We start from the raw sequence: 13,128 nt of genomic DNA on the forward strand, positions 1-13,128 counted from the left end.
GGAAAGTCTCTCAGGGATTGATCCGGCCCACTATGAAATGGACCACAGTTGGCCCATTCGTTTGTCGACCAGGATGAGGCCGCGCGATGTGGCGCGCCGCCCACTCGCGCGCCTTGCCCGCGGGATAGCGCACGTTTGCCCGTGGCAATATTGCGATGCAGCGGCCGCAGACGCAAAACGCAGCAAGCCGCTTGGCAATCCGTCTCAAATTTTTGCCGATCGCGTCGAGCCGAGCCGGTTGCGCTTCTTTCCCGAAGCGGATGTGCTACGGTTTTCTCGTCTGTTGCACCTCACCAGACCAATTCGTCTCTCAATAATAACAGGCGCAGCCGCCAGGCTGCCTTACGGGAGTGACGCGATGAAATCGGCTTTCAATCGATCCATTCTTGCGCTCGCAGCCATCCTCGTTGTCGCGGGGGCCGGCGAGGCCAGCGCGCAGCAGAAGGCCCTGAAGAAATACGAGTCCGGCACCAAGGATTTCTGGACCAACCCGCCGCCCGACTGGTTCCTCGGTGACGAGACCGAAGCCCAGAAGGGACAGGCGCCGCCCTCCGGCCCGCCGACCGGCGCTTCCGAAGCCGAACTCGCGGCAATGATGAAAAAGATCAAGCTGCCTGATGGTTTCAGCATCGAAGTCTATGCGTCGGGCGTGCTGGAAGCCCGGCAGATGGCCTGGGGCGACAAGGGCACGCTGTTTGTCGGCTCCTTCAGCCTCGGCAACGTCTATGCGATCAAGGACAATGGTGGAAAGCGGGAGGTCAAGACCGTCCTCAAGGGCCTCAACATGCCGACTGGTCTGGCGTTCCAGAACGGCGCGCTCTACGTCGTCGCGATCAACAGGCTGATCAAATACGAAAACGCCGAAGCCAATCTCGACAATCTCGGCGCCGGCAAGGTGGTGTATGACGACATGCCGACCTACGTCGCGCATGGCTGGAAATACATCGCCGTCGACAAGGAGGGCTGGTTCTATCTGCCGTTCGGGCCGCCCTTCAACATCGGCATCCCGCCGACCAGCGTCTCGCAGATCCGCCGCGTCGATCCCAAGACCGGCAATGCCGAGATCTGGGCTCTCGGCGTCCGCAACAGCGTCGGCGGCGACGTCGATCCGCGCTCGGGGCGATACTGGTTCACCGAAAATGCCCGCGACTGGATCAGCGACGACATGCCGAGTGACAAGCTCAACATGATCTCGAAGATCGGCGAACATTTCGGCTATCCCTATTGCCATCAGGGTGACATGCCGGATCCGAAATTCGCGATGGGGCACAAGTGCGATGAATTCACGCCGCCGGTCGTCAAGCTCGGCGCCCATGTCGCACCGCTCGGCATGAAGTTCTATACCGGCGATCAATTTCCCGCCGAGTACAAGAACAACATCCTGATCGCCGAGCACGGCTCCTGGAACCGCTACAAGTACCAGGGCGCCCGCATCAAGCGCGTGATCGTCGATGCCGACGGCAAGAACGCCAAGTCGGAGATATTTGCCTCCGGCTGGCTCGAGGGCGACACCAATTATCTGGGACGTCCGAACGACATCATCATCGCCAAGGACGGGTCGATCCTGGTGGCCGACGATTGGGCCGGCGCGATCTATCGCATCAGCTACAAGAAGTAGGACATGACCGATCAGAGGCTGCGGTTGCCCGGGAACGGGCAGCCGCAGCTTCTGTTGTTTGTGGCGTGTAATTGAGGAATTCGCATGCGAATGGCATTGGTGGTGCTGGCAGCGGCAATCGCTTGCGGCTCGTCCGTCCGCGCCGCCGATATCGCGGCCGGCAAGGCGAAGGCCGAACTCTGCGTCGGCTGTCATGGCGAAGGCGGCATTTCGCAGATGGAGAACATTCCATCGCTCGCGGCGCAGCCGGACCAGTTCATTCAGTGGCAGCTCGTGTTCTTCCGCGCCGGCACCCGCAAGAACGAGCAGATGCAGCCGATCGTCGAGCAGCTCAATAACGAAGACATCCGTAACCTCGGCGCCTATTACGCCTCGCTTCCACCGCCGAAGCCTAGGGATGACGACGATCCCGAGCTTTCGAAAAAGGGTGCGCAGGCGGCCGTCGGCCGGCGCTGCGCCTCATGCCATACCGATAGCTATGCCGGCACCAAGGGGGTCGCCCGCCTCGCCGGCCAGCGCGAGGAATATCTCGTCAAGGCGCTGCGCGACTACAAGACGAGCGTGCGCGCCGGCGGCGCAATGGCGGCGATGGCCGATGTCGCCTTTCCGCTCAGCGAGGAAGAGATCGAGGCGCTCGCGCATTATCTCGCGCATCTCTGAGTGACGTGGTCGTCCCTGCGAACGCAGGGACCCGTACCGCGTGATCTCTCGATGTGGCAGTGTGGCAGACGCCTTTCACAAAACTGCCGCCGGTGGCTATGGGTCCCTGCGTCCGCAGGGACGACCGAGATAGAATCGTATGACTACGCGGAACGCTGCTTCTCATACGCCTTGAGATGGGTGTAGGCGATGCGCAGCTTCGGCACCGGAATCTTGGCGGCGTCGGCGCGCACGACGAGATCGCCGATCACATGGTCGGCCTCGACCGGCAGGCCTGCCTTGATGTCGCGGAACATCGAGGCGGTCATCGGCGAGCCTTCCGTCGTCAGTAGCCCGGCGGTCCGCTGGAAGAACGGTCCGGCCGGCTCATAGCCCGACGCCTTGGCAATGGCGCTGCATTCATCGAGCATGCCGAGCAGAAAATCCTTGCCGCCGGCGGCCGCCAGGATGTTGCCGACGGACGTGCGCATCAGCGAGGTGGAAGCGGCGAGCGAGGCGAGGAAAACCCACTTCTCCCACATGTCCTGCATGATGTGCGCACTGGCGACGGCGCCGAACTTGCCGCTCTCGAACACTTTTGCGATCGCGCGCACCCGCTCCGACATCGTGCCGTCGCGTTCGCCGAAATTGAGCGACTGCATCGGCGCGAGCTGCACCACCTCGCGCGCCTCGTTGAGCGTCACCGCGATGGCGCAGAGGCCGCCAAGCACGCAGCCACTGCCGAACTTCTTGTCGAGCACGTTGAGGTGCAGCATGCCGTTGAGCAGCGGGATGATCGACGTGTTCGGCCCGACGGCCGGACCAAAGGAGTTGATCGCGTCTTCGAGGTCGAACGCCTTGCAGCTCAGCAGCACGACGTCGAAGGTCCCGGTAAGCTTGTCGGCCTGCACCGTTGGCGGATTCTTCAGTGTCACGTCGCCGGCGGGGCTCTTGATGACGAGGCCCGCGCTGGCGAGCTCGGATGCGCGCTTCGGCCGGACGAGGAAGGTCACATCATTTCCGGCCTGCAGCAGCCTGCCGCCGAAATAACCGCCGATGGCGCCGGCGCCGACCACGAGAATACGCATGCGATGCTTCCTTTTGTTTTTAGCCTTGGAAGGGCGAGTAGCGAATGGCGAGTAGGAAGATGCCGACTGCCACCTTCCAACCATTCGCTATTCGCTACTCGCCATTCGCCTCTTTACCATTTCCCGCCGAACAGTCGAATCCCGCTACTTCCCCGAGACCATTTCCTCGACCTCGCGGAGCTGTTCCTTGCCAAAGAACATTTCCTTGCCGACGAAGAATGTCGGCGAGCCGAAGGCGCCGCGCTCGACCGCGCTTTGGGTATTCTCGATCAGTTTGGCCTTTACGTCGCCGTCCTGCGCGCGGGTCAGCAGCTTGGCCGCATCGAGGCCGGAGGAGGCGAGCGCCTTGGCCGCAACTTCCGGATCGTCCATCTTCTTCGGCTCGACCCACATGTGGTGGAAAGCGGCCTCGACGTATTTTTCGAACACGCCTTCGAACTGCGCCGCAACCGCCGCGCGCATCAGGTTCAGCGTATTGACCGGGAAGAATGGGTTCAAGACGTAGGGCTTGACGCCAAAGCGCTTCACGAAGCGCTCGGTTTCCAGGGCGTGGAATTCACGCTTGTTCTTGATGCCGGCGAGCGATTCGGCAGGCGATTTGTTGTTGGTGGCCTTGAAGATGCCGCCAAGCAGGATCGGCACATATTCGAACTTCACGCCGGTGCGCTTCTCGATCGCCGGTATCGCCTCGTGGCTGAGGAAGGCATTGGGGCTGCCGACGTCGAACAGGAATTGTGGATTTATTCTCACGGCGGTCTCCCGAATGTTTTCCGTATTGTGGCCCAAGGCGGTCGTCGCGTCCATCGGTATGATGACGATCGTAATACTGCAACGGGTTTCGCCCGTTACACCAGACGCCGCAGCGGACGGCGACGCCAGACCAGCATGTAATAGCCGAGTTGCAGGACGAACATGGCGCAGAACACGATCGGATAGGCCGCCCAGACTCCTTTAAGCCCGATGGTCCGGCTCAGGATGACGGCCGAGGGTATCTCGATCGCGACAATGGCGAAGATCGAGAGCAGCATCGGAGCCAGCGCCACGCCGCCGGCGCGCATCGCGCCGGAGAATACGGTGGCCATGCCGAATGGCACCGAGCTCCACAAGGCGATCATGAGCAGTTCCCGCGCACGCTCAAGCACCGCCGGGTCGGTGATGAAGACACCGAGCGCCGCTCCTGGAAACAGGCAGATCAGCGCCACGAGGCCGCCGGTCAGCACGAGATTGAGCACGACGCCGGTCCGGACGATGGCGTCAAGCCGGCTGCCATGCCCGCCGCCGATCGCCTGCGCGCCGAGGATCGACACTGCGATCGAAATCGACACCGCGGTGAACTGCGCGTAACCCATGATCTGGTTGACCGCGCCGTAAGCTGCGGTGGCTTCCGAGCCAAAGCCGTTGACGAGGCCAAGCAGCACCAGCTCGGCAATCGCCATCACCACCATCCCGACCGCGCTCGGAATTCCGATGGCGAGGATCTTGCCGAGCAATGCGCGATCCAGCTGAAGCTTGCGCAAGAGCTCGGCGTCCGGTGTCAGCGGGCTTTTCCTCTGACGCAGGTACAGGCCGAGTGCGATCAGCGTCAATGCATTGGAAATCGCCGCCGCCCATGCCGGGCTGGTCACGCCGAACCCGGCGCGGATGAGCAGCGGCGTCACGATCAGGCCGATCGTCGTCGACAAGGCCAGGGCTACTAGCGGCGTCATCGTGTCGCCGGTCCCGCGCAGCATCGCCGTCGCCAGCAGGAAGACAAAGCCGAGCGGCATCGTCAGCAGCATGACGCGCGCATAGGCGCTTGCCTGGTCGAGGATGTCAGGCGGCGTGGCCAGCGCGGTCATCAATTGCCGGCTGAACATGCCACCAATCAGCGCGACCGAAACGGCCAGCCACAGCCCGATCGCCAGCGTCGCACCCGCAACGGCCTTCACCGTGCCGCGCTCGCCCGCGCCCCAGGCCTGCCCGATCAAGACGGTGGCGCCGGTCGAGAGGCCCATGACGAAGGCGAACAGGAAAAACATCACGGGAAAGAACACCGACACGGCGGCCAGCGCGTCGACGCCGATCATCTGGCCGAGCAAGGCGTTGCTTACGGTGCCAAACAGCGATTGCAGGGCGTTGCCCAGCATCAAGGGAGCGAGGAAGACGAGGAACGTCTTCCAGAGCGAAGGGGTTTTCGACATGGCTCTGTTCTCAATGAAGGCGTGACGGATCGTTGCCGCGCACCGGAGCGGTGGCGGGCAAGGCTCCCTTGGGAAGTTTCTGCTGGCGGGCGACCGCGCCTTACGGTTCGGCGCGGTCGCTGAAGGCGAGCTTGACGATGTGGTCGCGGATGTCGTCGGGCCAGCCGGCAATCAGGCCGACAAAGCGCCGGCGATCGTCGGCGAACAAGGCGCGCGAGGCTTCCTCAAAACCGGCGAGGTTGCCGGTCATGACCGACATGAAGCGATACGCGGCGTCCCGTGCGGCGCGGGCGCGATCGGTATCGCCATTGGCGCGGCGGGCTTCGTCGACCAGCTTGCGCAGCGCGACCGATGCGCCGCCGGGCTGTGCCCCGAGCCATTCCCAATGGCGTGGCAACAGCGTGACCTCGCGCGCGACGACGCCGAGTTTTGGCCGCCCGCGACCGCGCGGCTCCGCCGACGCCTCCTCCGTTGCGGCTTCCAGATCAGGCGCCGGCTGCGGCAGTCGGGCAATGACGTCGCGTTCGGTGCCGCGCAGGTCGAGGTCGATCGGCTGTCCCGTGGCGTCGGCGAAGATGATGATCGGCGGCGCGGCCGCGTTGCGCGAGGCATTCATGACCGCAATCGCGACCTCGGCGAGCGGGCCGGACGCCAGGCGTTGCGGGCCGATGAAGGCCGTGAATTGCGGGCGGGTGTTGGCAACCATCGGAGGGACTTTCAGTTTTTCGTCACTGTATATTTACCCGGGTCAAATTAGCCTGTCAATATCATCCGGGTAAATATATATCGCGTTCCCAACGCCGTCTCGACTTTGACGCGCCCGGCTGGCACCAACGGCGCGCCAATCGAAGGGGACGACATGCTCACGGTTCATCATCTCAACAATTCCCGCTCGCAGCGCGTGCTGTGGCTGCTCGAAGAGCTCGGCGTTCCCTATGAGATCGTGCGCTACCAGCGCCAGCCGGACATGCGGGCACCGAAGGAACTGCGCGCCATTCACCCGCTCGGCAAATCGCCCGTCATTACCGACAACGGCAACACCATCGCGGAATCAGGCGCGATCTGCGAATACATCATCGACACCTACGGCAACGGCCGCCTGATCCCGCCGCCTGGTACGCCGGAGCGGCTGCGCTACACCTATTGGCTGCACTATGCCGAGGGATCGGCGATGTCGCCGCTGCTGCTCAAGCTCTTGTTCACGCTGATGCCGAAGCGCACGCCCGCGCTGCTGCGGCCGCTGGTGCGCAAGGTCTCCAACACCGCGCTGACCACGCTGGTCAATCCGCAGCTCAAGCAGCACATGGATTACTGGGAGAGCGAACTCGGCAAGAGCGAGTGGTTCGCCGGCAGCGAGTTCACCGGCGCCGACATCCAGATGAGCTTTCCGCTCGAGGCCGCTGCGGCGCGCGCCGGGCTCGAGCAAGGCCATCCCAAAGCGATGGCGTTCCTGGAGCGCATCCATGCGCGGCCGGCCTACGCGCGGGCGCTGGAAAAGGGCGGGCCGTATGTGGTTGGAAGGTGATCGGCAAAATGGCTCGTCATACCCCGCGAAAGCGGGGTATCCAGTACGCCGCGGCCTATCGGTTCAATCATTAGTGTCTCTGGGATACTGGATCGTCCGCTCCAGTGCGCAATTGCGCACAAGGCGGACGATGACAAGTCTTCGCGCAATGACCACGCCTACGGCTGCATCGCCGCGATCACTTCCTTCACCAGGCGCGCAACGCCCCTGATATCGCCGGTCGGATCGACGCTGTCGCCGAGCCGCACCACGACAAGGCGCTGCGATGGGATAATGATGATGCGCTGGCCGAGATCGCCGGACGCAAAGAACGCATCGCGGGGAATGCCGGCCCGGACGCGGCCTCTCGCGTTGGGATGTTCGCTGCGGTTGGTCCAGAACCCGGCGGCATAGTCGGTATCGAGCGTCGCGGCGGCGCAGAAATCGACCCAGTCCGGATGCAGGATGCGCTTGTCGCCCGCCACGCCGTCATTGAGATAGAGCAGGCCGAATTTCGCCCAGTCGCGTGCGCTGGCCAGCATGTAGGTCGAGCCTTGAAGGGTGCCTGATCCGTCGAACTCCAGCGTGACGTTGCGCATGCCGAGCGGGTTGAACAGTTCGCGCCAGGCAAAGGCCAGCGTCTGCTCCGGCCCGCCAACGGCATCGCGGATGATGCGCGCCAAAATCTGCGTGGTCGGGCTCGAATAGGCCCAGCGCGTGCCGATTGGCGCGATCATCTTCGCATTTACCGCATACGCGGCGGTATCGTCCTGCAGATACATCCGGCTGGAGGGATCGAAGCCGGAATTGGTCTCGTCGAGGTCGAGGCCGCTGGTCATGCGCATTAGATGCTCGACCTCGATCTCCCGCCTGGGATCACCAGCGCCACGCCATTCCGCTATCGGCGCCGGCATCGACGGCGTGACGAGGCCCTGCTGGGTAAGGATGCCGATCAGCGCGTTGATGACCGATTTGGTCATGGAGAAGCCGAGCAGCGGCGTATCGACCCCGATGCCGGCGGCGTAGCGCTCGGCGATCACCCTGCCGTCATGAACCACGACCACCGCTTTGGTCCGGCGGAACGGCGGCTCCGCCGGCTCCTCGAAGGCGCGATCGAGCGCCGCCTTCAGCGCCGGCTCCGACGGCTCGACCACGGCCGGACCGGCAATCTCGGGTAACGACGGCGGCGTCTTCGCCTTCAGTGCCTCGACGTCGCTCTTCAGCAGATAAGGCTCCTTCTGCCTGTGCAGATCGACGCAGCCGAACCCTTCGTGAAATGCGGCGCGGCTGCGGAACAGGCCGAGCATCGAGGCATCGACGATGCGCGCGTTGCGGTCGATGTCGAAGCGAAGCCCATGGCGCAGGCGGCGAATCCCGGCGCGGTCGGAGACCTCAGCGAATACGGCCGCAGGATCGAAGCCTGACACGAAGGTCTTCGAGCAGACGTTGTGCGCGACATAGGTGGTCGCGACGCGAATGGCATGATCGGGTCGAAAATGGACGCCCGCGGCTGCCAGCGCGGCGATCAGGATGGCGAGAGCGATGGCAATCCACTTTCGCAACGTTGCTCCCGCCTAGCCCGACGTCTGCGCCGCGCCGACCGAAGGCAGTGCCTGCACAATGACGCCGGGCGGTGGCACATCGTCATCGGGCACGAAGAAGTCTGACATCAGCTGCACCGAAGGATCGACGCGGTACTTCTCGAAATCCCGGACGCCCGATGCATACAGCACCTTGTCGTCGATGCAGAACTGCCCGGTGAATTCGCGTGACGGCCGCGTCAGGATCGCGTGTGCGGCATCTCCCATGATCTCGGGCGTGCGGCTCGCCCGCATCATCGTTTCGCCGCCGAGCAGGTTGCCGACTGCCGCGGTCGCGATGGTGGTGCGCGGCCACAGCGCATTGACGGCGACGCCAGCGGATTTCAATTCACCCGACAGCCCCAGCGCGCACATGCTCATGCCGAACTTCGCCATCGTGTAGGCGGTGGAATGCGCGAACCATTTGACCTTCATGTCGAGCGGCGGCGACAGCATCAGGATATGCGGGTTGGCGGCCTTCTTCAGGTGCGGGATGCAGTATTTGGACACCATGAAGGTGCCGCGGGTGTTGATTCCCATCATCAGGTCGAACCGCTTCATGTCGGTCGCTTGCGAATTGGTTAGGCTGATCGCGCTGGCATTGTTGACGCAGATGTCGATGCCGCCGAACTCGGCAACGGTCTGCTCGACTGCCGCGATCACCTGCGCCTCGTCCCTGATATCGCAGAGCACTGGCAGCGCCTTGCCGCCAGCGGCGCGGATCTCGTCCGCCGCGGTGTAGATGGTGCCCTTGAGTTTTGGATGCGGCTCAGCGGTCTTCGCCGCGATCGCGACATTGGCGCCGTCGCGCGCGGCGCGCAGCGCAATCGCCAGCCCGATGCCGCGGCTGGCGCCGGAGATGAACAGCGTCTTGTCCTTGAGAGATGTCATCGAAACTCTCCTGCATGCGAAGTTATGGACGCATACTGGTCAGGCTCCCTCCCCCTTGCGGGGGAGGGCTGGGGAGAGGGGTAAGCCCCGGGCGCTGAACGCAGTCATGATGGGATCCTGCATCAACCGTCGTCGCGAAGCGATATGGATGTCGAGATTCTCTCGAGCGGCGGAGCAAGCGGCTACCCCTCTCCCTAACCCTCCCCGCAAGGGGGGAGGGAACCCATCCGCCGGTGCGTCCCGCACGCGTATGCGTCGCCCTTACGTGCACAAACTCACTGCCCAACCGCCGCCGCCCCTCTTGTCCGCGGATCGGGGGCGCCGAGCAGGCCATTTGGCGTGACGGCGATCGAATTGGCCGAGGTCTGGCCGAGCGGCTCGATCACCTTGTGGCCTTTCGCCTTCAGCTCGGTCAGCACCTCCTCGGGAAAGCCGCGTTCGACGCGCACTTCGTCGGGCATCCATTGATGATGGACCCGCGGCGCGGCCACCGCGGCGGCGACATCCATCCTGTAGTCGATCACGTCGACGACGATCTGCAGTACCGCCGAGATGATGCGGCTGCCGCCCGGCGAGCCCGTCACCAGCACCGGCTTGCCGTCCTTCAGCACGATGGTCGGCGACATCGACGATAGCGGCCGCTTGCCGGGGCCGGGCAGATTGGCTTCGAAGCCGACGAGGCCGAACGCGTTGGAGGCGCCGGGCGCGGCGGTGAAGTCGTCGAGCTCGTTGTTGAGCAGCACGCCGGTGCCCTGCGCGACGAGGCCGACGCCATAGGGAAAATTCAGCGTGTAGGTATTGCTGACGGCGTTGCCGCTGGCATCGACCACCGAATAATGCGTGGTGTTGCTGCCCTCGCGCGGGCTCACCGCCAGCACATCGCCCGCCGGCGTCGCGCGCGCCAGGTCGATGGTGGCGCGCTGCTTCGCTGCGTATTCCTTGGTGGTGAGCACATTGACGGGCGCGTTGACGAAGGCGGGATCGCCAAGATAGCGCGCGCGGTCGGCATAGGCGCGCTTCATCGCCTCGACCAGAAGGTGCAGCGACGGCGCGGAGCCCTGCTTCATGTCTGATATCGCGAACCCTTCGAGGATGTTCAGCGACTGCAGCAGCACCGTACCACCGGAAGATGGCAGCGGCATCGAGACGATGTCGTAGCCGCGATAATTGCCGCGTACCGGCGTGCGGATCACCGCCTCGTAGGATTTGAGATCGTCCGCCGTCATGATGCCGCCGGCATCGCGGACGGCTTTTGCAAGCCGCTCGGCAACCGGTCCTTCGTAGAAGCCACGCGGCCCCTGCTCGGCAATCGCCGTCAGCGTTGCGGCGAGATCGGCCTGGATCAGTCGGTCGCCCTCCTGCAATTGCATGCCGTCCGCACGCGCCAGCTGCCCGGTCGAGTTCGGCCACCGCGCCATGCGGCGATACATGTCGGAGAGTGTGTCGGCCATATCGTCAGTGACGACGAAGCCATCGCGCGCCAGCTCGATAGCGGGTTTAAGGATTTGCGCCAGCGTGAAACGTCCCGAACCGTATTTCTCCAACGCCATCGCCAGGCCGGCCACGGTGCCGGGCACGCCGATGCCGAGTGCGGAATTGCGTGACTTATCGGCGTCGGGCTTGCCGTCTGCCCCGAGAAAAATATCGGTTGTGATCGCCGCCGGTGCAGTCTCGCGATAGTCGATCGCAACGTCCTCGTTGCGGCTGGCCGAATGAATCACCATGAAGCCGCCGCCGCCGATGTTGCCGGCGCGGGGATAGGTGACGGCCAGCGCAAAGCCGGTGGCAACCGCGGCGTCGACCGCGTTGCCGCCCTGCCGCAGGATGTCGGCGCCGACTTGCGCGGCGATCCGCTCCTGCGCCACCACCATGCCATGCTCGGCGGTTATGGCGCGGACTGTCGTAAGGTCGGGCGGCGCGTAAGCGCGGCGCTCCTGGGCAAGCGCCGTCGCGCCGCAGGCCAACACAAGGACGAAGGTAGCAGCTACTCGGCGCCACCGGATTGAAGGGATCTCCATCGAAATTCCGCCGCAGTTGGAAGACTGTGTGACGCGCGGCAGCCGCCCCGCCGTCGGTGATGCATGCTATATAGGTTTGGATTTAACAGGCAGAACGCCTCACGCGACTTTGAAGGGAAATATCCGGCATGGCGGTGATCGCTTCCGAGGCGGAAGGCAGCAGGATTCCGCAGGTTTATCCGGGCCGTGCCGCCGTCATCAGCTGGATCTTCTTCGACTGGGCCGCGCAGCCCTATTTCACGCTGATCACGACCTTTATCTTCGCGCCCTACTTTGCGAGCTTCGTCGCGCCCGACCCGGCGAGCGGGCAGGCGCTGTGGGGATTTGCCACCGCCGCGGCCGGCTTGATGATCGCGCTGCTGTCGCCGGTGCTGGGCGCCGTTGCCGATGCCAGCGGCCGCCGCAAGCCGTGGATCGCCGGCTTCGGGTCGCTTTTGGTGATCGGCGCGTGCCTGATGTGGCTCGGCAAGCCCGGCGATCCGAGCGTCATCCCGCCGTTGCTGCTCGCCTATGCGATCGCCAGCGTCGGCGTCGAATTCGCCACTGTCTTCAACAATGCGATGATGCCGACGCTGGTGCCGCCGGATCGAATCGGCCGGTTGTCCGGCACTGGCTGGGCGACGGGCTATATCGGCGGCATTCTGAGCCTCGTTCTGGTGCTCGGCTTTCTCGCCGCCAGCCCTGAGACCGGCCGCACGCTGTTCGGCCTGGTGCCGGCGTTCGGGCTCGATCCGGTCGCGCATCAGGGCGACCGCATCACCGGTCCGCTGACCGGTATCTGGTTCATCATCTTCGTGACGCCGATGTTCCTGTTCACGCCGGATTATCCGGCGCGGCGCCCGATCCGCGAGGCCGTGCGCGAAGGATTGAACGGAATCAAGCGAACGCTTGGCGAATTGCCGAAGCAGCGGTCGCTCGCAACGTTCCTGCTCGCCAACATGATCTATACCGACGGGCTGGTGTCGCTGTTCGCCTTCGGCGGCATCTACGCCGCGGGCACCTTTGGCTGGCGCACGATCCAGATCGGCACCTTTGGCATCCTGCTGGCGATCGCCGGCACTTTTGGTGCGTGGCTTGGCGGCAAGCTCGACGACATGCTGGGGCCGAAGCGCGTCATTGCGGGCAGCCTGTTGATTCTGCTGCTGGCGCTGGCGGCGATCCTGCTGGTCGACAAGGATTCGATCCTGTTCGTGCAGGTCGCTCCGCCCGTGCCTGGCGGCGCGCTGTTCTCCGGCGCGGCCGAGCGCGCCTATCTCGTGCTGGGTTGCCTGATCGGCGCGGCCGGCGGCCCGCTGCAGGCGGCGTCGCGCACGCTTCTGATCCGCCTCGCGCCGCGCGATCGCATCGCGCAGTATTTTGGCTTGTTCGCGCTGACCGGGAAGGTGACGTCGTTCATCGGCCCGCTCCTGATCGGCGCGATCACCGCCGCGACCGCCAGCCAGAAGGCCGGCATGGCGCTGCTCGTGGTGTTCTTTGCCACGGGCCTCGCGCTGCTGACGCGCGTGCGGGAGTGAGGTACCAACCCAATCCACGACTGTCATCCCCGCGACGGCGGGGATCCAGTACGCCGCGCCCCATCGGTTCAATCACTGGCGTCTCTGGAATACTGG

Annotated in this window: 11 protein-coding genes; 4 read left to right on the plus strand and 7 right to left on the minus strand. The window is 64.3% G+C overall.

What is annotated here, in order from left to right:
* The first annotated feature begins 358 nt into the window (after positions 1–358).
* A complete protein-coding gene (locus QA643_RS01225) occupies positions 359–1,618 on the plus strand; it encodes a PQQ-dependent sugar dehydrogenase (protein WP_283031397.1) in 1,260 nt (419 codons plus the stop codon).
* 84 nt (positions 1,619–1,702) lie between these two features.
* Positions 1,703–2,278 (plus strand): c-type cytochrome, encoded by a 576-nt coding sequence (locus tag QA643_RS01230; protein WP_283031398.1) that lies wholly within the window; start codon positions 1,703–1,705, stop codon positions 2,276–2,278.
* Between the two features lie 143 nt (positions 2,279–2,421).
* Here QA643_RS01230 and panE read toward each other — a convergent pair whose 3' ends face one another.
* The 4 genes from panE to QA643_RS01250 all read right to left on the minus strand — a co-directional run bounded on the left by panE (position 2,422) and on the right by QA643_RS01250 (position 6,231).
* A complete protein-coding gene (gene panE, locus QA643_RS01235; protein WP_283031399.1) occupies positions 2,422–3,345 on the minus strand; it encodes a 2-dehydropantoate 2-reductase in 924 nt (307 codons plus the stop codon).
* A 144-nt stretch (positions 3,346–3,489) separates the two neighbouring features.
* Positions 3,490–4,095, minus strand: coding sequence for a 2-hydroxychromene-2-carboxylate isomerase (locus QA643_RS01240; RefSeq protein ID WP_283031400.1), 606 nt, complete (start codon positions 4,093–4,095; stop codon positions 3,490–3,492).
* A 95-nt stretch (positions 4,096–4,190) separates the two neighbouring features.
* Entirely contained in the window at positions 4,191–5,525 is a 1,335-nt protein-coding gene (locus tag QA643_RS01245; protein ID WP_283031401.1) for an MATE family efflux transporter, read from the minus strand.
* Between the two features lie 100 nt (positions 5,526–5,625).
* A complete protein-coding gene (locus tag QA643_RS01250; RefSeq protein WP_283031402.1) occupies positions 5,626–6,231 on the minus strand; it encodes a DUF2239 family protein in 606 nt (201 codons plus the stop codon).
* 153 nt (positions 6,232–6,384) lie between these two features.
* Between QA643_RS01250 and QA643_RS01255 the strand changes: the two genes are divergently transcribed.
* The gene (locus QA643_RS01255; RefSeq protein ID WP_283031403.1) at positions 6,385–7,050 is read left to right on the plus strand and encodes a glutathione S-transferase; all 666 of its coding nucleotides are present in this window, start codon (positions 6,385–6,387) and stop codon (positions 7,048–7,050) included.
* Between the two features lie 158 nt (positions 7,051–7,208).
* On the opposite strand, the gene QA643_RS01260 is transcribed toward QA643_RS01255, so the two are convergent.
* The 3 genes from QA643_RS01260 to ggt form a co-directional block, all read right to left on the minus strand.
* A complete protein-coding gene (locus QA643_RS01260; protein ID WP_283031404.1) occupies positions 7,209–8,591 on the minus strand; it encodes a serine hydrolase in 1,383 nt (460 codons plus the stop codon).
* Positions 8,592–8,603: 12 nt separating this feature from the next.
* Positions 8,604–9,500 (minus strand): NAD(P)-dependent oxidoreductase, encoded by an 897-nt coding sequence (locus QA643_RS01265; RefSeq protein ID WP_283031405.1) that lies wholly within the window; start codon positions 9,498–9,500, stop codon positions 8,604–8,606.
* A gap of 275 nt (positions 9,501–9,775) precedes the next feature.
* Positions 9,776–11,518 (minus strand): gamma-glutamyltransferase, encoded by a 1,743-nt coding sequence (ggt, locus tag QA643_RS01270; RefSeq protein ID WP_283031406.1) that lies wholly within the window; start codon positions 11,516–11,518, stop codon positions 9,776–9,778.
* Positions 11,519–11,646: 128 nt separating this feature from the next.
* Between ggt and QA643_RS01275 the strand changes: the two genes are divergently transcribed.
* The gene (locus QA643_RS01275) at positions 11,647–13,032 is read left to right on the plus strand and encodes an MFS transporter (RefSeq protein ID WP_283031407.1); all 1,386 of its coding nucleotides are present in this window, start codon (positions 11,647–11,649) and stop codon (positions 13,030–13,032) included.
* The last annotated feature ends 96 nt before the right edge of the window (positions 13,033–13,128 follow it).

The organism is Bradyrhizobium sp. CB3481 (assembly GCF_029714305.1).
In the GTDB taxonomy this organism is placed as follows: domain Bacteria; phylum Pseudomonadota; class Alphaproteobacteria; order Rhizobiales; family Xanthobacteraceae; genus Bradyrhizobium.

Coding starts and splice junctions, on each gene's coding strand:
- QA643_RS01225 (WP_283031397.1), top strand. CDS start 359: ATGAAATCGGCTTTCAATCGATCCATTCTTGCGCTCGCAGCCATCCTC.
- QA643_RS01245 (WP_283031401.1), bottom strand. CDS start 5,525: ATGTCGAAAACCCCTTCGCTCTGGAAGACGTTCCTCGTCTTCCTCGCT.
- ggt (WP_283031406.1), bottom strand. CDS start 11,518: ATGGAGATCCCTTCAATCCGGTGGCGCCGAGTAGCTGCTACCTTCGTC.
- QA643_RS01275 (WP_283031407.1), top strand. CDS start 11,647: ATGGCGGTGATCGCTTCCGAGGCGGAAGGCAGCAGGATTCCGCAGGTT.
- QA643_RS01265 (WP_283031405.1), bottom strand. CDS start 9,500: ATGACATCTCTCAAGGACAAGACGCTGTTCATCTCCGGCGCCAGCCGC.
- panE (WP_283031399.1), bottom strand. CDS start 3,345: ATGCGTATTCTCGTGGTCGGCGCCGGCGCCATCGGCGGTTATTTCGGC.
- QA643_RS01230 (WP_283031398.1), top strand. CDS start 1,703: ATGCGAATGGCATTGGTGGTGCTGGCAGCGGCAATCGCTTGCGGCTCG.
- QA643_RS01250 (WP_283031402.1), bottom strand. CDS start 6,231: ATGGTTGCCAACACCCGCCCGCAATTCACGGCCTTCATCGGCCCGCAA.
- QA643_RS01255 (WP_283031403.1), top strand. CDS start 6,385: ATGCTCACGGTTCATCATCTCAACAATTCCCGCTCGCAGCGCGTGCTG.